The organism is Microbacterium sp. T2.11-28, assembly GCF_950097975.1.
Taxonomy (GTDB): domain Bacteria; phylum Actinomycetota; class Actinomycetes; order Actinomycetales; family Microbacteriaceae; genus Microbacterium.
The window spans coordinates 240543-261941 of record NZ_CATNHF010000012.1 but is presented as its reverse complement, the minus strand read 5'-3'; the positions used below and the strand labels follow the sequence as shown (position 1 = coordinate 261941).

General features: G+C 72.7%; 23 protein-coding genes. 9 read left to right on the top strand and 14 right to left on the bottom strand.

Annotated elements, in window-relative coordinates:
* Positions 1 to 115: 115 nt before the first annotated feature.
* Genes crcB through QQZ13_RS08310 form a run of 4 tightly spaced genes read right to left on the bottom strand, consistent with a single transcriptional unit; the run spans position 116 to position 2241 of the window.
* Positions 116 to 493 (bottom strand): fluoride efflux transporter CrcB, encoded by a 378-nt coding sequence (gene crcB, locus QQZ13_RS08325; RefSeq protein ID WP_284528556.1) that lies wholly within the window; start codon positions 491 to 493, stop codon positions 116 to 118.
* Entirely contained in the window at positions 490 to 939 is a 450-nt protein-coding gene (locus QQZ13_RS08320; protein WP_284528555.1) for a CrcB family protein, read from the bottom strand. Before QQZ13_RS08320 ends, crcB begins: the two co-directional genes overlap by 4 nt.
* A gap of 20 nt (positions 940 to 959) precedes the next feature.
* Complete coding sequence (locus tag QQZ13_RS08315; protein ID WP_284528554.1) at positions 960 to 1922, bottom strand: DNA topoisomerase IB; 963 nt, start codon at positions 1920 to 1922, stop codon at positions 960 to 962.
* Between the two features lie 49 nt (positions 1923 to 1971).
* Entirely contained in the window at positions 1972 to 2241 is a 270-nt protein-coding gene (locus tag QQZ13_RS08310; RefSeq protein WP_284528553.1) for a Rho termination factor N-terminal domain-containing protein, read from the bottom strand.
* A gap of 268 nt (positions 2242 to 2509) precedes the next feature.
* Between QQZ13_RS08310 and QQZ13_RS08305 the strand changes: the two genes are divergently transcribed.
* Positions 2510 to 2674, top strand: coding sequence for a hypothetical protein (locus QQZ13_RS08305; RefSeq protein ID WP_284528552.1), 165 nt, complete (start codon positions 2510 to 2512; stop codon positions 2672 to 2674).
* Positions 2675 to 2784: 110 nt separating this feature from the next.
* Here QQZ13_RS08305 and QQZ13_RS08300 read toward each other — a convergent pair whose 3' ends face one another.
* The gene (locus QQZ13_RS08300) at positions 2785 to 3549 is read right to left on the bottom strand and encodes a MerR family transcriptional regulator (protein WP_284528551.1); all 765 of its coding nucleotides are present in this window, start codon (positions 3547 to 3549) and stop codon (positions 2785 to 2787) included.
* A gap of 414 nt (positions 3550 to 3963) precedes the next feature.
* Here QQZ13_RS08300 and QQZ13_RS08295 point away from each other — a divergent pair, with 414 nt between their 5' ends.
* Positions 3964 to 4815 (top strand): DUF4097 family beta strand repeat-containing protein, encoded by an 852-nt coding sequence (locus tag QQZ13_RS08295; RefSeq protein WP_284528550.1) that lies wholly within the window; start codon positions 3964 to 3966, stop codon positions 4813 to 4815.
* 2 nt (positions 4816 to 4817) lie between these two features.
* Entirely contained in the window at positions 4818 to 5447 is a 630-nt protein-coding gene (locus QQZ13_RS08290) for a PadR family transcriptional regulator (RefSeq protein WP_284528549.1), read from the top strand.
* 39 nt (positions 5448 to 5486) lie between these two features.
* Here the strand turns inward: QQZ13_RS08290 and QQZ13_RS08285 are convergent, their stop codons facing one another.
* The gene (locus tag QQZ13_RS08285) at positions 5487 to 6032 is read right to left on the bottom strand and encodes a universal stress protein (RefSeq protein WP_284528548.1); all 546 of its coding nucleotides are present in this window, start codon (positions 6030 to 6032) and stop codon (positions 5487 to 5489) included.
* A 197-nt stretch (positions 6033 to 6229) separates the two neighbouring features.
* Here QQZ13_RS08285 and QQZ13_RS08280 point away from each other — a divergent pair, with 197 nt between their 5' ends.
* Positions 6230 to 6409 carry a DUF3073 family protein gene (locus tag QQZ13_RS08280; protein WP_144806857.1) on the top strand — a complete coding sequence of 60 codons (180 nt, stop codon included), beginning with the start codon at positions 6230 to 6232 and terminating at the stop codon, positions 6407 to 6409.
* 27 nt (positions 6410 to 6436) lie between these two features.
* Here QQZ13_RS08280 and QQZ13_RS08275 read toward each other — a convergent pair whose 3' ends face one another.
* From QQZ13_RS08275 to purM, 3 genes are read right to left on the bottom strand one after another with little or no spacing between them, the layout of a single operon-like run.
* Positions 6437 to 7666, bottom strand: coding sequence for a CynX/NimT family MFS transporter (locus QQZ13_RS08275; protein ID WP_284528547.1), 1230 nt, complete (start codon positions 7664 to 7666; stop codon positions 6437 to 6439).
* A gap of 37 nt (positions 7667 to 7703) precedes the next feature.
* Positions 7704 to 9209 (bottom strand): amidophosphoribosyltransferase, encoded by a 1506-nt coding sequence (gene purF, locus QQZ13_RS08270; RefSeq protein WP_284528546.1) that lies wholly within the window; start codon positions 9207 to 9209, stop codon positions 7704 to 7706.
* Between the two features lie 22 nt (positions 9210 to 9231).
* Positions 9232 to 10350, bottom strand: coding sequence for a phosphoribosylformylglycinamidine cyclo-ligase (gene purM, locus QQZ13_RS08265; protein ID WP_284528545.1), 1119 nt, complete (start codon positions 10348 to 10350; stop codon positions 9232 to 9234).
* Positions 10351 to 10433: 83 nt separating this feature from the next.
* On the opposite strand from purM, the gene QQZ13_RS08260 reads away from it, so the two are divergent.
* Positions 10434 to 11036, top strand: a complete 603-nt coding sequence (locus QQZ13_RS08260; protein ID WP_284528544.1) for a zinc-binding alcohol dehydrogenase — start codon at positions 10434 to 10436, stop codon at positions 11034 to 11036.
* A gap of 76 nt (positions 11037 to 11112) precedes the next feature.
* Here QQZ13_RS08260 and QQZ13_RS08255 read toward each other — a convergent pair whose 3' ends face one another.
* Positions 11113 to 11439 (bottom strand): potassium transporter Trk, encoded by a 327-nt coding sequence (locus tag QQZ13_RS08255; RefSeq protein ID WP_284528543.1) that lies wholly within the window; start codon positions 11437 to 11439, stop codon positions 11113 to 11115.
* 108 nt (positions 11440 to 11547) lie between these two features.
* Entirely contained in the window at positions 11548 to 11904 is a 357-nt protein-coding gene (locus QQZ13_RS08250; RefSeq protein WP_284528542.1) for a sterol carrier family protein, read from the bottom strand.
* Positions 11905 to 12053: 149 nt separating this feature from the next.
* Here QQZ13_RS08250 and purD point away from each other — a divergent pair, with 149 nt between their 5' ends.
* Positions 12054 to 13325: a phosphoribosylamine--glycine ligase gene (purD, locus tag QQZ13_RS08245; protein WP_284528541.1), complete on the top strand. Its 1272-nt coding sequence runs from the start codon at positions 12054 to 12056 to the stop codon at positions 13323 to 13325.
* A 150-nt stretch (positions 13326 to 13475) separates the two neighbouring features.
* On the opposite strand, the gene QQZ13_RS08240 is transcribed toward purD, so the two are convergent.
* Both QQZ13_RS08240 and QQZ13_RS08235 read right to left on the bottom strand, forming a co-directional pair.
* Positions 13476 to 15005 (bottom strand): DHA2 family efflux MFS transporter permease subunit, encoded by a 1530-nt coding sequence (locus tag QQZ13_RS08240; protein WP_284528540.1) that lies wholly within the window; start codon positions 15003 to 15005, stop codon positions 13476 to 13478.
* On the bottom strand, positions 15002 to 15631 hold the full coding sequence (locus QQZ13_RS08235) for a PadR family transcriptional regulator (RefSeq protein ID WP_284528539.1): 630 nt from the start codon (positions 15629 to 15631) through the stop codon (positions 15002 to 15004). Before QQZ13_RS08235 ends, QQZ13_RS08240 begins: the two co-directional genes overlap by 4 nt.
* A gap of 178 nt (positions 15632 to 15809) precedes the next feature.
* On the opposite strand from QQZ13_RS08235, the gene QQZ13_RS08230 reads away from it, so the two are divergent.
* Positions 15810 to 18884 carry a C25 family cysteine peptidase gene (locus tag QQZ13_RS08230; protein ID WP_284528538.1) on the top strand — a complete coding sequence of 1025 codons (3075 nt, stop codon included), beginning with the start codon at positions 15810 to 15812 and terminating at the stop codon, positions 18882 to 18884.
* A 25-nt stretch (positions 18885 to 18909) separates the two neighbouring features.
* On the opposite strand, the gene QQZ13_RS08225 is transcribed toward QQZ13_RS08230, so the two are convergent.
* Positions 18910 to 19515 (bottom strand): M23 family metallopeptidase, encoded by a 606-nt coding sequence (locus QQZ13_RS08225; RefSeq protein ID WP_284528537.1) that lies wholly within the window; start codon positions 19513 to 19515, stop codon positions 18910 to 18912.
* Positions 19516 to 19637: 122 nt separating this feature from the next.
* On the opposite strand from QQZ13_RS08225, the gene QQZ13_RS08220 reads away from it, so the two are divergent.
* A complete protein-coding gene (locus QQZ13_RS08220; RefSeq protein WP_284528536.1) occupies positions 19638 to 19955 on the top strand; it encodes a TfoX/Sxy family protein in 318 nt (105 codons plus the stop codon).
* Between the two features lie 62 nt (positions 19956 to 20017).
* On the top strand, positions 20018 to 21349 hold the full coding sequence (locus QQZ13_RS08215; RefSeq protein WP_284528535.1) for an HNH endonuclease signature motif containing protein: 1332 nt from the start codon (positions 20018 to 20020) through the stop codon (positions 21347 to 21349).
* Positions 21350 to 21399: the final 50 nt, after the last annotated feature.

The following is a 21399-nucleotide window of genomic DNA, read 5'->3' as shown; positions in this document are numbered from 1 at the left end:
GTATCGACTCCGATTGTCCCACGCGCACCCCGGCGGGACCTCCTCCCCGGGACGGATCCTGTCGGGGGTCCGCGGGAGGACCCCCGCTGGGGAGGAGGCGAGGATGCGCCCGGGCTCAGCGCGGGAGGAGCCCGCCGAGCATGAACCCCACCGCGGCGGCGATCACGGCGGCCACGAGCGTGCCCAGCAGGTTGAGCCATGCCCAATCGCGACGCCCGGCCTGCGCGAGCAGCACGCTCTCCACCGACACCGTGCTGAACGTCGTGAAACCGCCGAGCACGCCCACGCCCAGGATCGTCATCCACAGCGGGCCGATGACGGCGGCCATCCCGGTGAGGAGGCCGAGCGCGAACGACCCGGTCACGTTGACGACGAGGATGCCGAGAGGGAACACCCCGGTGCGGCCCCGCATCACGAGGCCGTCGACCACGTAGCGGCCCCCCGCGCCCAGGCCGCCGCCGATCACCAGGGCGACGAGCTCCAGGGCGCTCATTCCGCGACCTCCGGCGGCTCTGCCGCCCCGGGCCGCCCGGGTTGCTCGGGGTGGCCGGAGAGCCGGCGGCCGATCATGAGGCCCGCGGTGGCCGCCACCACACCGCCGAAGACCGACAGCACGACGAGGCCGAGTCCCACGATCGGCGCCGCGCTCGAGGTGGTGACCACGTGCACCGCGAAGGCGCTGTAGGTGGTGAATCCGCCCATCATCCCGGTGCCGAGGAAGAGCCGCAGCAGCGGGCGGCGACCGTCGAGCGCGCCGACGATCACGCCCAGCAGCAGCGATCCGGCGACGTTGATCCCGAGAGTGACCGCCGGGACCACCAGCGGATGGGTGCCCGCCGACAGCGGCACGACCAGCAGCGCGCGCGCCGCGACGCCGACGGCGCCGCCGAGGACCACGACGACGAGCGCGGCGGGAGAGAACCAGCGCGGGAGGGCCACGCCCTCACGCTAGGGCCACCTCAGCCGAGGATCAGGGCACGGATCGCCGATTCGGGCGATACCGACGTGTCCAGCAGCCGCCCCTTCTTGTACGCGCCGAAGACCCGTGGGTCGATGTAGGAGCCGCGCGCGACGGCGGGGGTGTTCCCCAGGGCCTCGGCGGTGGTGCGGACGGCGAGCACCTCGGCGCGCTTGCGGTCGGCGGCCGTGTCCACCGTTCCGATCCGCGCGAGGGCGTCGGCGGCGAGGATCGTGCCGCGGAGCGTGCGAAAGTCCTTCGCGGTGAACGTGCCGCCCGTCATCGCGCGCACATACGCGTTGACCTCTCTCGGCGTGAGCGGAACGCGTCGGCGGCTGCGCTGATACGCCAGCAGCGCGGACCCCGGGCGGCCGGCCGCCATCAGGGCGACCGCGATCGCGAGGTCCTCGTCGTCGATCTCCAGGCGCTGCCGCTTGCCGCTCTTGCCGGGGAAGCGCAGGCTCGTGAGCGTGCCCTCGATCACCGCGTCGCGGCGCTTGAGGGTGGTGAGCCCCCGGCTGCCGTGGCGCTCCAGGTAGCGCTCCGATCCCACGCGCGGGGCAGCCTGGTCCAGCAGCCGGAACGCGGCCGCCAGCACGCGCTCGCGGTCGAGATCCTCTCGCCGCAGCGACGTCGTCACGCGGGCGCGGGCGCGCGGCAGAGATTCGGCCAGCTGGAGCGCCCGGGCGAACTTGCCCTTGTCCCGCCCCGCGGTCCACTGCGGGTGGTAGACGTACTGCATCCGGCCGGCGTCGTCGATGCCCGTGGCCTGGATGTGGCCGTTCGGCGACGCGCAGATCCACACGTCCTGCCACGCGGGCGGGAGCACCAGCGCCACCACGCGCTCGCGCTCGGCGGCGGGCAGCGCCGCGCCGTCCGCGTCCACATAGCGGAAGCCGTTGCCGGCGCGCAGGCGACGGTATCCCAGGTCCACCCCGGGGCGGACGCGCACCAGTCTCGGCATTCCTTCAATCTCTCATGCGTCGTATGCGGCCGTCGGCATCGGCGGCCCCTCAGTGGGAGCGGAGCATCTCGATGAGCTCCGCCTTGCGCGCGCCGGAGTATCCGCGCAGGCCCAGCTCCTTCGCGCGGGCACGCAGGTCGGCCACCGTCCAGTCCTCGTAGTCTCCGGACGTGCCGCCGCGCCGTCCGACGGCCCGACGGCCGTCGCGGGCCGCGGCGTTCGAGATGCGCGCGGCCTTCTCCTTCGATGCGCCGTCCTTGCGGAGCTCCTCGTAGAGCTCCGGGTCCTTCAGGCTGTTCGATCCGCGTCCGCCGGGCATGGCATCCTCCTTCGACAGGGCGAGGCTACGGCCCGCCGCCCGCGCGGCCCGAGGGGCTTGACCACGGGACGGCGGCGGGAGTAGGCCGGAGTCGGTGCGTGCGGCGCCGAGGCCGTCGCCCGTCCGTCACCCCGCGTTCGCACGCGATAGCACCGCCGGTTCAGCAGCGTCAAGGGCCTGTCGCGCAACTGCCGCCGGGCCTACCTTCGGATCGAACGGTACCCCGCTCGCCGATCGGCTGCGGGCCCGCAGAACGGAGCAAACAGACATGAACATCGCACTCCTCGTCATCATCGTGGTCGCCATCGTGCTGGCCATCGTCAGCGGACTGAACGCCTCGCTGCAGTGGCTGCTGTGGGTCGCGCTGATCGTCGGCGTCATCGCCCTGATCGCCTTCCTGCTGCGCGTCGTGCGCGGTGGCAGCCGCACCTGACGGACTGAGAACGCAGAACGCCCCCACGGTGGATCGTGGGGGCGTTCTGCTGTGCACGGGGGCTCGCATGCGCGCGGCCACCGTGCCCCGGATCCGCGTCCGGACCGGGATCACAGGCGCGCCGCGGCGTAGTGCCTCAGCGCGTCGCGCACGAACTCGGCGCCCGCCTGGCCGCCGTAGTTCTTCGCGAACCGCGGATCCGCCACGTACATGTCGGCGAGTCCGCGCACGTAGCCCGCGACCTCTCCGCCGGGATCGCCCGCGGGGGTGCCGGGGATGCCGGTGAGCCACGCCACGTGACGCTCCGCCAGCGCCTGCGCCTCGTCGCCGTCGGACGGGATGCCGCGCGCGGCGGCGTGCGTCCAGGCGGCGCCGAGCTCGGTCGTCCGCCGCTGCCACTGCGCCTTGTCCTCCGCGCTCATGCCGCGCCACCAGGCGTCGCCCGCCGCGTACGCGTCGGCGCCCCAGCGCTCCTCGACCTCCGCGCGATACCGCGTGTGGTCGAAGCCGTCGAACATCTCCTCTGCCATCAGTTCCTCACCTCCTCTCATCGCCGCGATGGTCGTCTCGACCGACGCGATCTGCCGCGCCAGCCGCTCGCGCTCCTCGCGGAGCCAGGCCAGATGGCCCTCCAGCGCGCCCTCCTCGCTCGTGGGACGGGCGAGGATCTCGGCGATCTGCGGCAGCCCCAGTCCGAGTTCCCGCAGCAGCAGGATGCGCTGCAGCCGCACGAGCGCCGCGCCGTCGTACCGCCGGTAGCCGTTGCTCCCGACGCTCGACGGCGGCAGCAGCCCGAGCTCGCCGTAGTGCCGCAGGGTGCGGCTCGTCGTACCGGCGAGCTTCGCGATCTGCTGGATCGACCATTCCTTCGTCATGCCACCCACGGTAGATGTTGACGCTGCGTCAAGGTCAAGCGCTGCGTCAAGGTCAACTCCGGTGTGTCCCACTTTCCGCAGGGCTTGTCCCACTCTCCGCAGGGCATGTCCCACTCTCAGTCGATTCCGCCCCGCGAAACCAGCCGATTCTGGGACATGCCCACCACGGGTCAGCGCGCAGGCGATGCGCCGGCTGTCCGCCGCCCTCGCACCGGCTGACTTCCTCAGCCCGTCGGCATGTCCCACATTCGGTCGGAGTAACACCGGCTGAGCAACCGAAAGTGGGACATCCCGCACCGAAAGTGGGACAACAACAGCGGAAGGGTTGACAAAGTCGAGATATATCGTGTTACAGTGACGGCACGCGATATATCTCGATCCATCCGGATCATCGCGAAGGACTGAGGAGACATCATGACCCTGGAGAAGTGGCTCATCCACCCGGGCGAGACGCGCGTGATCGACATCGAGGGCGTGCGCAAGCTCAAGGTGGGACTGGTCGGCGGGCAGGTCGACGTCGTGGCCCACGACGAGCCCGGCATCCGCATCGAGGTGCACGGCGTGACCACGAAGGACCTGCGCATCGAGGCGACCGGCGACACCGTGGAGATCGACCACGCGCAGCTGCGCTGGGACAACTTCCTCGAGGTGTTCCGCAACTTCGGCAGCGGCGGGCCCAAGGCCGAGATCAGCGTCGCGGTGCCCCGCGGCACCGAGCTGAACCTCGGCGTCGTGAGCGCGAGCGCGCTCGTGTCGGGCCTAACCACCGACGCCCGCCTCAACACGGTCTCGGGCGACATCATCGTCGACGGACACACCGGCGACGTGTCGGTCAACGCCGTCTCGGGCGACGTCCAGATCCGCGGACTCGAGGGCGCCCTGAGCGCCAACTCGGTCTCCGGCGACGTCGCGGCGACGGGCCGCCTGCGCAAGGCCTCGGTCGACACCGTCTCGGGCGGGATGCTCATCGACACCGTCGGCGAGATCCTCGCCGTGAACCTCAACACGGTCAGCGGCGACGCGAGCGTGCGCGTGGACGAGGGACGCCCCGCCAACTACGTGCTCCGCAGCGTCAGCGGCCGGGTCACCGTCGACGGCGTCAAGCGCTCCACCTCCGCGCCGACCAACTACACCGACTCGGTGGGCGAGCTCAGCAGCAGCTTCGTCGACGTGCGGGTCAACTCGGTCTCCGGCGACGTCACCGTGCTGCGCCGGACGACCGACCCCGTCGGCGCCGACGACGCGCCGACCCCCGAGGAGTGGTGAGCATGGCTCCCGTCTTCTCGCACGGCGACCTGCGCCTGTACCTCCTCCGCCTGCTCGACGAGGGGCCGCGGCACGGGTACGACCTCATGCAGGCGCTGTCCGACCGCACCGGCGGCACGTACACGCCGAGCGCCGGCACCATCTACCCCCGCCTCGCCAAGCTCGAGGAGGAGGGCCTGGTCACCAAGACCGTCGACGGCCGCAAGACCGTCTACGAGATCACGGAGGCCGGCCGTGCCGAGGTCGCGGCGCGCGCCGACGACCTGGAGGGGATCGAGGCGGGACTCGCCGACAGCGTGCGGCTCATCGCCGATGAGGTCCGCGGCAGCGTGCGCGAGGCCATGAAGAGCCTGCGTGCGGACCTCGCCGCCGCCGCAGCGGCCGACCGCGCGACCGGACGCGGGGCGCCCGAGCGCACCGGACCCCCTCGGCCCGCCGACGACGCGCGTGCCGCGTCGCGGGAGCAGCTGCGCCGAGCCGATGCCGCCGTATCGGAGTTCCGCGCCACCGTCCGTGCCGACCTCCGGACGCACGTCGCCCGGGGCGGGAACCTGCCGGCCTCGGCCGTGGACGACCTCGCCGCCGCACTCACCGACGCCCAGCGGGCGCTCACGATCGCCCTGCGGGGCTGATCACCCGGCAGCCGGTCGCCCCGCCCCCGCGCGGGGCGGTCAGCTGTCGGGCCAGAGCTCCTCGTCGTCGCGGGCCGGCTGCTCGAGCGGGACCACGAGGATGGGGCGCGACTGCCGGTGCGCGAGGCGGGCGGCGACCGAACCGGTGAAGAACTCGCGGATCGACTCGCCCAGACCCCGCCGGCGCGTGCCGACGACGATGAGGCGGGCATCGGCGCGCTCGGCCAGGTGCTTGATGGCGAGCGCGGGATCGCCGACGAGCTGCTGGACGCTCCACTCCACGCCGCTCCCGTCGAGGACCGCCGCCGCGGCGGCCGTCACCGCGGCGAGCTGGCTCTCGCCGCCGGTGAGGTCGATGTCGATGGGCGCCGAGTGGACGTAGCCGTCGGGATCCTCGTAGGTCACGAAGCGCGTCACGTCGACATGGGCGACCAGCAGCGGGGCGCCGAAGAGCTTCGCGTAGCGCGCGGCCTCCTTCAGCACCCGGTTGGGCTGGTCGGGGATCGCTCCGACGATCACCGCGCGCTGGGGCACGGCTCCCCCCGAGCCGGCGTCGACGCCGTAGGGATCGGTCTGGTCGGTCATTGATCAGCCTCCGAACTCGTGGCGGACCCGTTGTCGACTCGTGATCGAGCGTGGTGTCCGCCGGGGACCGCGGCATCCGACGGCGAGCAGTCGGATGCCCCGTGTTATCCTGAATGCTACTCTTCCCGGCTGAGCGCCGGACCATTCTGCGACGGGCATATCACCAGGCCCGTGACTCTGAAATGAGGGGGTCTCGCATGGGGCGTGGCCGTCAGAAGGCGAAGCACACCAAGATCGCTCGCGAACTCAAGTACGACACGTACAACGTGAACTACTCCGCTCTCGAGAAGGAGCTCGGTCACCACGAAGAAGACGCGTACGTCGACAAGTGGGCCGATCAGTACGCCGACGACGAAGACGAGCTCGAGAAGGCCTGAGCCCGACCGACGTCGACCCGGACCTGGTCACCAGGTCCGTCCGTGGCGACGCTCCCATTCGTCCTCGACCGTGCCGGGGCGCGCCAGTCGCACGCCCGCGGGGATCGACGCCACGATCACGAGGGCCAGGGCGATCAGCGGGATCGTCCAGGACTCGGTGAGATCGTGCACGATGCCGACACCGAGCGGCAGCGCCGCGACGATCGCGTAGCCGATGCTCTGCACGAATCCGCTGAGCGCGACCGCGGTCTCATGGGTGCGCGCCCGGATGCCGATGAGCGCCAGGGCCAGCGGGAAGAAGAGCGGCGTCGTGCCCAGGAGCACCACCCACAGCACGGGTGCGGCGCTCGGCGCCCAGAGGAGACCGGCGACCGCGGCCAGCCCGGCCACGACGGCGACCGCGAACAGCACCGGGATGACCCTGCGGCGTGAGGCCAGCACGGGCACCACGAGTGCCGCGGGCAGCCCCATGACCGCGAACAGCGACAGGAGCGCCCCGGCCTGCGCGGGCGTCACCCCCGCGGTGTCGACCAGCAGCGACGGCAGCCACGCGAAGCTCGTGTACGCCACGGCGCTCGAGACGAGGAAGGTGACCGTCACCGCCCACGCGAGCGGGAGCCGCCAGAGGCGGCCGAACAGGCGGGGGTTCGCCTGCTCGATGTCGACGGCGAGGGCCGCGCGCTCGCGGACCAGGAGCGCGACCCAGGGCAGGATCGCCAGCGCGCTGAAGACCGCCCACAGCCCGAGCGAGGTGCGCCAGTCCACGGCATCGGCCACGGGCACGGCGAACAGCGGCGGCAGGAAGGTCGAGAACGCCATCGTCGTCGAGTAGAGGGTCGTCACCAGCCCGATGCGGTCGGGGAAGTACTTCTTCACGAGCGGCGGCAGCAGCACGTTGCCCACACCCACCCCCGCGAAGATGACCGCCGTCGTGACGGCGAGCATGCCGGCGTCGGTCGACAGTCCGCGCGCGACGAGCCCCGCCGAGACGACGACGAGCGCCACCACGGTCAGCCGCTCGAGCCCCAGTCGCCGCTCCAGCCGTGGCGTGAGGAGCCCGAACAGCGCGAAGCACACGGGCGGCGCGGTGCCGATGGCGCCGACGATCCAGGCGGGCACGTCGAAGTCGACGCGGATGTGGTCGAGCACCGGCGAGAGCGAGGCGACCGCCGATCGCAGCGAGAAGGCGAACAGCGCGATGCCGATGAGGGCCAGGACGCGGCCCCGCCACAGCGGGCGGGGGGAGGCGGACGTCACCGCCCCAGCCTAGGCGGTCGCCGCACGCTCGGGCGCGTCAGCTCTCCTGGGTGCCCTCGACCCAGGCGAGGTACTCCTCGGACACGGTGCCGGTGATGTAGCGGCCGTCGAAGCAGCTCATGTCGAGGTCCTCGACGTCGGGCGAGCCCTCGAGGATGGCGGCCTTCAGGTCGGCGACCTCCTGGTACACGAGGTAGTCGCAGCCGAGCTCCTTCGCGATCTCGGGGATCGTCCGGCCGTGGGCGACGAGCTCCTGCCGCGACGGCATGTTGATGCCGTACACGTGGGGGAAGCGCACCGGCGGGGCGGCCGAGGCGAACGTCACCGAGAGCGCACCGGCATCCCGCGCCATCTGGATGATCTCGCGCGAGGTCGTGCCGCGGACGATCGAGTCGTCGATCAGCAGCACGTTCTTGCCCTTGAACTCGCTCGACATCGCGTTGAGCTTCTGGCGCACGCTCTTCTTGCGCACCGCCTGGCCGGGCATGATGAAGGTCCGGCCCACGTAGCGGTTCTTGTAGAAGCCCTCGCGGTACTCGATCCCGAGCTTCCGGGCCACCTGCATGGCGGCCGGCCGCGACGAGTCGGGGATCGGCATCACGACGTCGATGGATCCCTCGGGCGTGTACTTGGCGATCGTGTCGGCGAGACGCTCGCCCATGCGCAGCCGCGCCTCGTAGACCGAGATGCCGTTCATGATGCTGTCGGGGCGGGCGAGGTACACGTACTCGAACGAGCAGGGCACGAGCTGCGGCTTCGTCGCGCACTGCTGGGTGTGGAGGTTGCCGTCGAGGTCGATGAACACGGCCTCACCGGGCTCGACGTCGCGGACGACCTCGAAGCCGCCGTTCTCGAGCACGAGCGACTCGGAGGCGACGGTCCACTCGTACCGCGCGCCGGTCGCCGAGCCGGCCGCGTGGGCCGCCGGGCTCGTCGCCGGGTCGACCTTGCGGGTGCCGAGGATCAGCGGACGGATGCCGAACGGGTCGCGGAAGGCGAGCAGGCCGTAGCCCGCGATCAGGGCGATCGCGGCGTAGGAGCCCTCGACGCGCTCGTGGACGCGGCTGACCGCCTGGAAGATCTGCTCGGGGTCGAGCTCCAGCCCCGAGATCGACTGCTGCAGCTCGTTCGCGAGGACGTTGACCAGCAGCTCGGTGTCGGACGACGTGTTCAGGTGGCGACGGTCGTTGCGGAACAGCTCCTCGGTGAGCTCGCGCGTGTTGGTGAGGTTGCCGTTGTGGACCAGGACGATGCCGTAGGGCGCGTTGACGTAGAAGGGCTGCGCCTCCTCCTCGCTGGAGGCCGTCCCCTTCGTCGCGTACCGGACGTGGCCGAGGCCGATGTTGCCGAGGAGGGCGCGCATGTCCCGCGTGCGGAACGCCTCGCGGACCTGTCCCTTGGCCTTGAAGATGTGGAAGACGCCGTTGGGCTCCGCCGTGGCGATGCCGGTGGAGTCCTGACCGCGGTGCTGCAGGAGGAGCAGCGAGTCGTAGACCTCCTGGTTCGCGGGTCCCTGACCGACGACCCCGACGATTCCGCACATGTATTACTCGACCATCCCGGTGTCACTCAGCCCCTGCATCGCGGTACGCGCCGACGAGGCGCACGGCGCCGCCGTCGACGCCCTTGGCGCCCTGCTCGAACTCTCCGTCCGGCCGCGCGTCGTCGCGCACCACGCCGACCTGCCAGGTGGCGATGCCCTCGGCGGTGAGGGCGGCGGTGGCGGCGGCGGCCTGATCGGCGGCGACGACGGCGAGGAAGCCGATGCCGAGGTTCCAGGTGCCCTCGGTGGCGGTGAGCTCCAGCCCGCCGAGGTCGGCGAGCACCCGGAAGACGGGAGCCGGCGACCAGGTCGCACGGTCGACGTCGACCCACGTGCCCTGCGGGAGCACGCGGGCGAGGTTGGCGGCGATGCCGCCGCCGGTCACATGGCTGAGGGAGTGCACGGCGTCCGGCAGACCGTCGATCAGCCGCAGGAGGGGCGAGGTGTAGAGGCGCGTGGGCTCGAGGAGCGCCTCGCCCCAGGTGGTGCCGAAGTCGGCGGCGTTGTCGCCGTAGCCGATCCCCGCGCCGGCGACGATGTGGCGCACGAGGGAGTACCCGTTGGAGTGGAGGCCGCTGGAGGCGAGGGCCAGCACGACGTCGCCGCCGCGCACCCGGTCGGCGCCGAGCACCTTCGAGGCCTCGACGATGCCGGTCGCCGCTCCGGCGACGTCGTAGTCGCCGAGTCCGAGGAGGCCGGGGTGCTCGGCCGTCTCGCCGCCGACCAGGGCGGTGCCGGTGGCCGAGCAGCCGTCGGCGATGCCGCGGACGATGTCGGCGATGCGCTCGGGGTAGACCTTGCCGCACGCGATGTAGTCGGTCATGAACAGCGGCTTCGCGCCCACCACGACGATGTCGTCGACGACCATGCCGACGAGGTCCTGGCCGATCGTGTCGTGCTTGTCGATGGCCTGCGCGATGGCGACCTTCGTGCCGACTCCGTCGGTGGAGGTCGCCAGCAGCGGCTTCTCGTACGACAGGAAGGCCGAGGCGTCGAAGAGGCCGGCGAAGCCGCCGACACCGCCCAGCACCTCCGCCCCGTGGGTGCGCCGGACCGCCGACTTCATCAACTCGACGGCGAGATCGCCTGCCGCGGTGTCGACGCCGGCTTGGGTATAGGGATTCGGTGGGGTCGAGGCCACACGACCAGCCTACCGGCCCACCGGGGCAGTGGGAGCCGGGCTCGGGCCGCCGCTCGGGCCCGGCCGTTGCCTAGGATGGCGGCATGAACGCCGCCGCCGGACCGGAGTGGGTCGTGCGCGAGGACGCCGGGCTCCCGGTGCTCGTCGCGCTGTACCTGCGACAGGTGCTCGGCCTGCGCTTCCCCGAGGAGCTCCCGCTGCTGCGCGGGGTGCCGGCGGCCGAGGCGGGCGAGTTCGAGAGGTCCCCCGCCCTGGAGCGGCAGTGGCGGGCGTTCTGGGAGATGACCGTGGAGCCGCAGGCGCATCCGTCGCCCGTGCCCCTGGACCTCGTGGACGGCTACGACATGCTGATCGCGCTGCCCACGGAGGGCTTCGACGAGCTGCGCGGGGCGATCGCGGGCCACGGCCCCGAGGCCGTCGCCGTCGCCCGCCGCGCGCACGAGCGCTACCGGGCGGGGCTCGGCACCGGCTCGTCCTACCGCGCCTATGCGAGCGCGATCGCGCAGCACGAGCGCAACGTCGGGCGACGCGCGCACTCGTTCGAGCTGAACGTGCAGGTGCTGCCGCTCACGCAGCGCGGCGTGTGGTGGATCGGCTCGCTCACCGTCGCGGTCACCGACGGGCTCCGCGGAGACGTGGCGGCGTTCGACTCCGCGATCGCGCCGGTCATCGCCGACCTGGCCTGACGGGGCCGCCCGGGGCGGCGGGCCGTCGCGCGGGAAGTGGCGCGGGCTCGCGGCGGGCCGGCGCGGGCGGGCGGGCTCAGGCCTCGGGGAGCTGCTCGACCACGGTCTCGCGGTCGATCCGCACCTCGCGGGTGCGACGTCCGACGACCCGGTCGAGGATGAGCGCGACCGCGCCGCCGAGCGCGATCCCCACGGGGATGCAGATCAGCGCCACGAAGCCGAGCACCTGCGGAGTGGAGTAGACGACGCGCGTGTACTCGCTCATCTGCCGGGTGCCGTCGAAGGCGAGGGTGAGCACGATCGCGACCAGCAGCCCGAGCACCGCGCCGGCGACCATCAGCCGTCCGTAGCGGGGGCTCCGGCGCAGCTGCGCCGACTCGAGGTGGTGCTCGGTGTGCGACATGGCATCCATTGTCCCACCGGGCGGCCGCCCGCGGGGGCCCGCAGCCTGGGAGTCAGCCCCGGGACGGGCTCGCGGGCGCGGGCTCGCGGGTGCCCGCCCGGCGGACGATCAGGGGCGCAGCGGCAGCACCGGCGTGAGGTCGGCGCGGGTGCCCGAGGCGAGGATGCGGCCGGCGGCGGTGGCATCCGTCCAGCTCTCCGCCCCGGTCGCCAGTGCGATCCAGGTGCGGGCGTCGGTCTCGACCACGTTCGGCGGCGTGCCGCGGGTGTGGCGCGGGCCCTCGATCGCCTGCACGGCGCCGAAGGGGGGCACGCGCACCTCGACCGAGTTGCCCGGGGCCTTCTCGGCGAGCAGCTGCAGCAGGTAGCGCACGGCCGTCGCGAGCTCCGCGCGGGCGGGCGTCTCGGCCGCGGCGACCGCCGCGAGCGCCGCGCGCCCCTCGTCGACGGTGATCTTCCGAGCCATGTGCTCCACGGTAGCCGTTCGCAACTCCGGAAGTCCGTGTGCCGGACGCCCGGGAGCGGGCCTCCCGTGCCCCCGCGGCCCGATCTTCCGGAGTTGCGCACGCGTCGGCGGCCGCACGGCGCGGCGACCGGCCTCGGTAGGCTGTGCGGGTGCGCATCCTCGTCCTCGGTTCCGGTGCCCGCGAGCACGCCATCCTCCTCGCCCTGAAGGCGGAGGCTGCCGGTCACGAGCTGTTCGCGGCACCCGGCAACGCCGGTATCGCCGCCGACGCGGTCCTCGTGCCGGACCTCGACGCGAACTCGCCGGCGGCCGTGACCGACTACGCCAACGCGGAGCGGATCGACCTCGTCGTGATCGGTCCCGAGGCGCCCCTGGTCGCCGGCGTCGCCGACGCGCTGCGGGAGCGCGGCATCCCCGTCTTCGGCCCCGGCAAGGCGGCCGCGCAGCTGGAGGGCTCCAAGGCGTTCGCCAAGCGGGTGATGGACGCCGCCGGCGTGCCGACCGGACGCGCCACCCGCGCGCACTCGCGCGACGAGGTCGCCGCGGCCCTCGACGAGTACGGCGCGCCCTACGTGGTCAAGGCCGATGGGCTGGCCGCCGGCAAGGGCGTCGTCGTGACCTCCGACCGCGACGCCGCGCTCGCGCACGCCGACGCGTACCTGCCGACCGGGCCGATCCTCGTGGAGGAGTTCCTGAGCGGCCCCGAGGTCTCGCTCTTCTTCGTCTCCGACGGCGACACCGTGCGGGCGCTCAGCCCGGCGCAGGACTTCAAGCGCGCCTACGACGGCGACGCGGGCCCCAACACCGGCGGCATGGGCGCCTACTCGCCCCTGCCGTGGCTCGCGGGCGCCTTCGGCGGCGAGGACGCGTTCGTCGAGGAGGTCACCCGCACCGTCGCCGAGCCGGTGATCCGGCGGCTGGATGCCGAGGGCACGCCCTTCATCGGACTCCTGTACGCGGGCCTCATCCTCACCGAGCAGGGGATCAAGGTCATCGAGTTCAACGCGCGCTTCGGCGACCCCGAGACCCAGGTCGTGCTCGCGCGGCTGGTCACGCCGCTGTCGAGCCTGCTGCTGGCGGCGGCGTCCGGCACCCTCGAGGACGAGCCGGCGCCCGCGTTCGCGGAGGCCGTCGCGGTGACGGTCGTGCTGGCGAGCGAGGGCTACCCGGAGGCGCCGGTCACGGGGCGTGCGATCACCGGGCTGGAGGCCGCGGCATCCGTCGAGGGCGTCCACCTGGCGCACGCCGCGACCGCGGAGCGCGACGGCGGTCTCGTGGCGACCGGCGGCCGCGTGCTCAACGTGGTGGCGCTCGGCAACACCTTCACCGAAGCGCGGGAGCGCGCCTACCGCGCGCTCGGCGAGATCTCGCTCGAGGGTGCCCACCACCGTACCGACATCGCCGCGCGCGTCGCCGACTGACGCACGGCCGGGTCCGCCCGACTGCCCCGCCGAGCCGACACGCTTCTGCCGAGCCGACACGCTCCGCGCGGTTCACAGCGTGTCGGCTCGGGTAAAGCGTGTCGGCTCGGCGAAGGGGACGACGGCGAGGGCACGCCGGCGGCGAGGGGCTCAGTGCGCGACGGACTCGGGGCGGCGGAGGAACAGCACCGCCACCACACCGATGAGGAGCACGCCGGCGGGCACCAGGATCGACTCCGCCATCGCGGTGGAGAAGCCGTCGATGACGAACGGCGGAAGGGTGCCGCCCCCGAAGCTCTCGGTCGCATCGCCGGCGCCGGGCAGGTTCGCACTCAGCCGGGACTGCATGACGGCGGCGATCGCGGCCGAGCCGATGACCGACCCCACGGTGCGCGTCGTGTTGTAGATGCCCGCGCCGGCGCCGGCCTGGCGCGGCGGCAGGTCGCGCGTCGCGGTGGTCGCGAGCGGACCCCACATGCCGGCGTTGCCGACTCCCATGAGCGCGGACGGCAGGAGGAACATCCAGATGGGCGTGTCCACGTTCATGAGCGTCGAGTACCAGAACAGGGAGACCGCGACCATCAGCAGGCCGGGCACCAGCAGGAGCCGCGGGTCGGTGCGGTCCAGCAGGCGCCCCGCGAACGGCGCCAGCACACCCGACAGCACGGCCATCGGGATGAGGAGGAGCGCCGCCTGCGTCGGGGTGAGACCGCGCGCCAGCTGCACGAAGAACATGAGCGGCAGCGACATGCTCGTCACGGTGAACCCGACCGCGGCGATCGTGAGGTTCGCGACCGAGAAGTTGCGGTTCGCGAACAGCTCCAGCGGCACCAGGGGCTCGCTGCGGGTGCGCGACTGCGTCCAGATGAACACCGCGAGCACCACCACGCCGGCGCCGATCATGAGCCAGATCCACGTCGTCCACGCGAACTTCTCGCCCTCCTGGAGACCGAAGACGATGAGGAACAGCGCGACCGCGCTCAGCACCACGCCCACGAGGTCGAACCGGTGCGGGTGGGTCTCGAGCGAGGGCACGAGCATCCACGCCAGGACGAAGCCGATGACTCCGACGGGCAGGTTGACGAAGAAGATCCACTCCCACCCGAGGCCGTCGACCAGCAGACCGCCGGCGAGGGGGCCGATCAGCGTCGCCATGCCCGCCGTCGCGCCCCACAGTCCCATGGCCGCCCCGCGCCGGTTGGCCGGGAAGGTGCGGGTGATGACCGCCATCGTCTGCGGCGTCATGAGCGCCGCGCCGAGCCCCTGCACGGCGCGGGCGACGATCAGCATCTCCAGCGTCGAGGACAGGCCGCACCACAGCGAGGCGAGCGTGAAGATCGCCAGCCCGATGAGGTAGATGTTCTTCGGCCCGAAGCGGTCGCCGAGCCGGCCGGTGATCAGCAGCGGCACCGCGTACGCGAGCAGGTACGCCGAGGTGACCCACACGACGTTGTCGAGGTTGTTGGTGTCGGCATCGAGCGCGGCCTTGATCGCGGGGTTCGCGACCGAGACGATCGTCGTGTCGACGAGGATCATGAAGAACCCGATGACGAGCGCCCACAGCGCCGGCCACGGACTCCGCTCGGGAGTGCGGTCCGGGGTGCGGTCGGAGGCACGGGGCGGGACGGATGCGGAGGCGGCGCCCGCGGTGTGCGCCGGAGTGGTCGAAGGATCGGTCATGCGATCACGCTCTCTCTGAAGGCCGCGAGGCGGGCCAGGGTGGCGGCGGGCACCTCGTGCACGCCCCAGGGGATGTCGGGGTCGGCGAGACGGGCGAGGAGCCCGTCGAGCCAGGCGAGGTCGGCGCCCACGATGTGCCGCTCGCGGTCGAGCTCCACGATGAACTGCAGCGGCACGCCGCGCTCCTGGGCGCCGGCGAGGCTCGCGTCGAGGCCGTCGAGGTCCGCGGCGAGCGCGGCGCGGCGCCGGCCGAGGAGCTCGGCGACCTCGCTGCGGGGCAGGTCGTGGGCCTCGCCGAGCGCGACGCGGAACTCGAGGATGCCGTCGATGCGCGGCAGGCGGTCGCGCACCCAGTCGTCGGCCGCGGCGCGGCCGGCGTCGGTGACCGTGTACGTCGTGCGCTCCGGCCGGTTGCCGTCGCGGTCCACGCCGGCCTGCGCGACGAGACCGCACCGCTCCAGGCGGGACACCGTGTGGTACAGCGTGCCGCGCGAGCCGCCGACGATCCGGTCGTAGCGTCGCTGCCGCAGGAGCCGGAGCATCTGGTACGGGTGCATGTCGCTCTCGCGCAGGAGGCCCAGCACGACGACACCGAGCGGCGTGAGGGCGCGCGCGGCGTCGGTCATGTCGTCCCCCCTGCTGCGTCCAGCGCCCGTCCGCGGGAATTGTCCCGGCCGAAGACTGTGCGTCGAATAGTCCAGATGGACTATATACCCGTTCGCCGACACCGGTATCAGGCGGAGGCGGATTCCCTCCTTCCCGATGAGGCGACGTCCGCCTCCACCTCGCGAAACGGAGCTGCTCATGCGCACCGAACTGCACCCCGCCGACCCGGAGCACACCGAACCGGAGCACGCCGACCCGCGCCGCGGCCACCGCCGCCGCCGCGACCGCCGCGACGGCCGCGACGGCCGCCCGGTCACCGTCACGTTCGGCATCGACCGCCGCGACCTCCGCCTCACCGAGACACCGCTGGGCGTCATCGTGGCGCTCGAGGACTTCACCACCGGCGGCGCGCCCGGTCATCCCGCCCTTCCCTCCGCCCGGGTGCGCATCGCCGCGCCCGACGGCATGTGGCCCGTCGGCCTGACCGTCGAGTCCGAGAAGTGGACGCGGGTGACGCGGGGCCTCACCTTCGTGGCTCCCGCGCAGCACGCCCGTCCGGCGCCCCGCACGACGCACGTCCACTGCGACGCCGACTGCAGCTGCCGCCGCACCGACCGCGCGCCCATCGACACCGGGTTCCCGGCGCCGCCGGTGGTGCCGCCCGACGTCGACGCGTACCTCGCCGCCGCGGAGGAGCCGCCGCCCGTGGTCCGCAGCGGCGGGATCGAGATGATCGGAGGCATCCGCATCGCCGTCCTGGAGATCGCCCCGGTGCGGATGACCCGCAAGGCCGTCCTGGAGCTCTGCGTCTCGTTCACCGTGACCGTCGCGTTCGGCGCCGAGCCGGTCGTCGACGATCGGGAAGCGGCCGCGCAGGAGTTCCGCGAGCGCTTCGGCGACGCGTTCGACGAGGAGCGCCTGCGGCTGCGGCCCGAAGCGATGCCCGTCAGCGAGGCGGAGAGCGCGACAGCGCGCGAGATCGCCCGCGGGTCGGTGCTCAACCCCGAGGCCATCGGGAAGCTCGACCTGTCCTGGCCGCGCTTCGAGTTCCCCTCGGCGTACGTGATCGTCACCGACGACGCGACCTGGGACAACGCCACCATCACCCGCGGCGCCGCGCGGCCCGGCATCGTCGCGCAGTTCGAACGCCTCGCGCAGGCCAAACGGGCCCGCGGGATCAGCGCACGCGTGGTCACGGTGAGCGAGATCGTCGACGGACGCTGGGGCGACTTCCGCACCGGCTCGCGCGACCTCGCCGAGGTGATCCGGAGATTCCTCGCGGACAAGCGCGAGGACTGGGGGATCTCGTGGCTGCTCGTCGGGGGCGACGTCTCGATCGTCCCCGCCCGGCAGGCGGCCGGCGGCGTCCTGGGTGGAGTCTCGGTGGGCACGAAGGCGACCCCCGACAACGGCCAGAGCTTCTGGACGGGGGATCACCTGCGCATCCACGCGCACGCACTGGGCGACTGGTGGGGCAACAGCGCCGACAACCGCCTGACGCGGATCAGCGACGGCACGCTGATCCCGTACGACGCAGCCGGCACCTCGGGAAGCGCGTCGCCCGGCTGGTACTTCACGACGGGCGACGACTACGCCACCCGGAGCGCGATGCCGACAGAGTGGATCCGCGTCGAGGGGCCGCGGGCGCTCATCGAGACGCCGCTGCAGTTCCTGTACGCGTGGAACACGATCCCCACCGACTTCTACTACGCGAGCCTCTCGAGCTTCATCGTCACGACCGCCCGTCTCCACGTCGGACCCTTCACCTTCACGGTGCCGTGGGTGTACGTGCCCGAGCACGCGTGGGATGCCGCGGGCAACGGCGTGTACGGGCAGAACCACGCCGACGGCACCGACATCGACGGCGTGGTGCTGCGCACCGACCTCAGCGTCGGGCGGGCTCCGGTCGAAGACGCCGCGCAGGCACAGGTCTTCGTCGACAAGACGCTCGCCTACGAGCGCGCCGGCGGCGGCTGGGGGCTCCTCGCCGATCGCGACTGGCCGCGCCGCATGGTGCTCGTGTCGTCGGACTGGGGCGGGCGCACCTTCCTGTGGCCGACGGCCTCCGCCGTCCCCGGCGACGATCAGTTCGTCACGCAGGCGTCGCAGAGCCGCGCCCTGCTGAAGCTCGCCGGCCCGCCCGCCGACTTCACGTGGGACCTCGTCGCACGCATCAGCGAGACCGACCGTCGCGAGCTGCCGTTCAAGACCGACCCGTCGGCGTCGGTCCGCGGCTGGTACTACGCGATGTCGGCCACCGACGACCGGCCGAGCGCGATCCGCATCCCGCTGTGGTTCATCACGCTCACCTTCCCGGTGCCGAGCGCGTGGATCGTCGTCCACGGCGTCGCGGCGGAGCGCGCGCCGGCGGCGTACGAGTTCAACCCCCGCAGCGCGGAGGGATCGATGGCCGATCAGGAGCGGCTGCGCCGGCAGATCCGCGCCGAGGTGCCCGGCATCGACCGGTTCTCCCGGCACTACGAGGACGAGCGGGACCTCCCCTGGTTCGACCGCTGGGCCGCCCCCGTGCAGTACCTGACCGAGTCCGGGCTCCGGGGCGGCCTCGACGCGGCGCCGCACCTCGTGTCGCTCTCCGGCCACGGCAGCCAGTCCGGGGTCGCGCACCTGAGCACCTCGATGGCGCAGGCGCTCCGCAACGGCGAGCCGGGTTTCATCGGCTACGCCGACTCGTGCCTCACGAACGGGTTCGACGCGAGCGACGCGATGTCCGAGGCGCTCCTGCTCAACGGAGCGGGCGGCGCCGTCGGATACGTCGGCAATACGCGGTTCTCGTGGATCGGCGTCGGCGACGACTTCCAGCGCGCCTTCTTCCACCGCCTCGCATCGACGCGTCATCTCGGGCTCCTCAACGACAGCCGCCTGAGCGTGTTCGGCACGACCGGATACTGGAGCGGCTACGACCGCTGGCAGATCTTCAGCCTCAACCTCCTCGGCGACCCGGAGCTGCGCGTGTACCGCGCCGCCTTCCCCCGGCTCGTCGTCGAGGCCGATCCCGGGCACGACCGCCTCCGGGTCACGGTGGAGCGGGCCGAGCCCGTCCCCGGGCGCCCCGGGGACCCCGGCCCCGTCGAGGGCGCGCTGGTGCACGTGCGTGCGGTCGACGACGGGCAGGGCGAGGAGGTGCTGCTCGAGACGGATGCCGACGGGTTCGCGAAGGTGCCGCGCGCGCTGCGGGGTCGTGCACTCGAGGTCACGGCCTCCCATGGCGACGCCGCCGTCACCGTGGTGGAGCTCGCCGGCCGCGAAGGCTGAGGGGCGAGATCCGCAGCGGTCACGGTCAGGCGTGGACGATCGCGCCTGACCGAGGGAGCGTCCCGTCGAAGGTGAGGGGGACGGCGCGGGCGCGCGCGAGGTCGAGATCGTCGACGGCCTGTACGTGGACGTGCGGCTCGGTGCTGTTGCCGGAGTTGCCGCAGCGCGCGACGGGATCGCCGCGTCCGACGCGGTCCCCCGCGCGGACCAAGGCGCTCCCCTGCTGGAGGTGGCACAGCGCCACGAGGATGCCGTCGGCCTCGACGATCACGTGATTGCCGGCGAGCGCGGACCAGCCCTCCCGTGCCCGGCACGCCTGCGTCAGCGCGTAGCCGATCGAGGGCAGCCCGCGGAAAGCGGCGTGGTCGGGCGCGGCATCGGCGACTCCGACGACGTTCCCGGCGACCGGCGAGCGCAGCGGGCGACCGAACCCCCCGAACCGCTCCGGCGGCTCGGGGCGCACGAGCGAGGCCGCCGTGAAGGGCGCCGACCTCCCCTCCTCGCCGACGAAGACGAAGTCGATCGCGTAGGAGCTCGCGAAGCGGGTCGTGCCATGGCTCGGCACCCGGTCGACGGGGCTGTTGAGGGCGCGCCATCGACCCTCGAAGGGGTAGGCGAGATCGATGACCATGGCGCAGTCGCCTCCATCCGGGGGCGCGCGGCGCGGTCCCCGCCGCCAGCCTGTCACTCGTGGCGCGTTCGCGGGCGCCTCGCCCGGTGCGGCGCACGCGGCTCGGGTCCTAGTGTGTGCTCATGAGCCGCCCGCACGAGCAGTTCGACGACATCGCCGCCGCGTACCTCACGCGCGATGGCGTGGACATCGGCCCGATGTTCGGAAGCGAAGGACTGCGCATCCGGGGGAAGGTCTTCGCGTTCGTCGTGAAAGACGGCATCATCGCCAAACTCCCTGAGGATCGCGTCACCCACTGGGAGGAGAGCGGCCGTGCCGAGCGGATGATCATGCGGGAGCGCGCGATGCGGGAGTGGGTGCACGTGCCCGACGCCGCCGCGGATCTGTGGCCCGAAGTCGTCGCGGAGGCGTTCGCCTTCGTCGACGAGATCACCCCCTGACTGCGACCGCGGGCTGTGGATAACTCTCTTCGATCATCGAACATCTGTTCTATTCTCGACGCATGACCACCCCGCTCCATCGCATCGCCGAGGCTCTCGACGCGCTCGCGAGCGCGGGCGGCGAGCGCGCGCCCGAGGCGCTGTCACCCGGCGAGCTGATCGCGGTGACCGCCGCTTTCGGGGCGCTCCGGCGGCACGTCGAGGCGGCGTTCGCGCCCGTGGCGGCAGAGGTCGCCCGGCAGTCCCGCGCAGAACTCGGTCGCGACTCGCTGGCGAGGCGACAGGGCTTCCGGACTCCGGTGGCGATGATCGCGACCGCCACCGCCTCTACCGGCGGCGAGGCGGCGCGACTCCTGCAGGTCGGCGAGGCCACGGCACCGCGCCGGTCGCTCACCGGCGAGCTGCTGCCGGCCGCTCACCCGCACGTGGCCGCGGCGTTCGCCGCGGGCGCAGTCGGCACCTGGGCCGCGTCGCAGATCGTGGGGCTGCTCGACCGCCTCGCGTTCCGGGTCAACGCCGCCCGGCGCGACGACGCCGAGCGGCAGTTGGTCGATCTCGCCCCCGGGCTCCGTCCCGATGAACTCACGCGGGTGATCGCGCGCGCCGAGGCGCACCTCGACCCCGACGGCGTCGAACCCCGCGAGCACGAGCGACGCGACGACCGCTCGCTGATGATCCAGGAGCGTGATGGTATGACACTCCTCACGGCCCGACTCGACCCCGAGACTGCCGCGCCGGTCCGGGCGGCGATCGACGGGATCGTCACCGGCGCGCTGCGCCGCAACGAGCACCGCGAGGAGGCGGAGCGCGACCAGCGCAGCGTGAAGCAGCTGCAGGCAGACGCGCTCGCCGACCTCTGCCGTCACGCGCTCGGCTGCGATGCGCTGCCCGCTGCCCCGTCGGCGACCGTGGTCGTGCGCGTCGCGCTCGACGCCCTGATCTCCGGTGAGGGCGTGGCGACCATCGACGGAATCGACACCCCCGTCAGCGCCCGGACCGCGCGCCGGATCGCCGCCGACGCCGAGCTCATCCCGTGCGTGCTGGGCGGCGAGTCCGAGATCCTCGACTGGGGAAGAGCCAAGCGCCTCTTCACCCGCTCGCAGAAGCTCGCCCTCGGGGAGCGCGACGGCGGCTGCGCGTCCTGCGGGGCGCCCGCCGCGTGGACCCACGTGCACCACATCCGATGGTGGGAGCGAGACCGCGGGACGACCGACCTTGCCAACGGAGTGCTGCTGTGCTCCGGGTGCCACCACCGCATCCACGACGACGGCTGGGAGGTCGAGGTCGACGGGACGGGTACGACCGCCACGGTGTGGCTCATCCCGCCACCCTGGATCGACCCCACCCGCGCGCCGCGCCGCGGAGGTCGCGCGCGTTACGAGCTGACGGCGTGAACGGCCGGCCTCCGGGCACCGCCGCGCTCATCGACGCCGCGACCAGACGC